This is a genomic window from Pseudomonas sp. K5002 (genome assembly GCF_013386655.1).
Lineage (GTDB): Bacteria > Pseudomonadota > Gammaproteobacteria > Pseudomonadales > Pseudomonadaceae > Aquipseudomonas.
This window is the reverse complement of record NZ_JACARK010001750.1, coordinates 1-426: the sequence shown is the minus strand read 5'-3', so window position 1 is coordinate 426 and position 426 is coordinate 1. Positions and strand designations below refer to the sequence as shown.

Below are 426 nucleotides of genomic sequence, written 5' to 3'. Positions count from 1 at the left end.
CAAAGCCGAAACCGTGGAGCAGGCCGGGTTGGGTGCTGCTGTCGCCGATCACCGGTTCGTGGTCGGGCAGATAACCTTCGGTGCCGCTCCAGGTACGGATCGCCTGGGCACCCTTGAGGAACGGGTACAACTCGCCGGCATTGCGCAGAATCTCCAGCACCGCCGCTTGCCCCGGGCGGGCTTGTTGCGGGCCCAGGGCAAAGCCGCGCCCGCCACCGAGGATGCAATTGCCCCGGGCGACTTGCCGCGCATAAATCCCGCCGCCTTCGACCCCGGTGCTCACGTCCATCACCACCGGCAACGGCTCGGTCACCAGCATCGCCGGGTGCGCCGAGGTCATCGGCACCGGTTCGCCAAAGTGCGCGGCCACGGTGCCGGCCCAGGCGCCGGCGCAGTTCAGCAGCCAGGGGGCTTGCAGCTGCAGCC

1 protein-coding gene is annotated in these 426 nt (G+C 69.5%); it reads right to left on the bottom strand.

Annotated elements, in window-relative coordinates; all coding sequences use genetic code 11:
* On the bottom strand, nt 1–426 hold a 426-nt coding region (locus HX846_RS39085), incomplete at both ends, for an FAD-binding oxidoreductase (protein ID WP_178967685.1).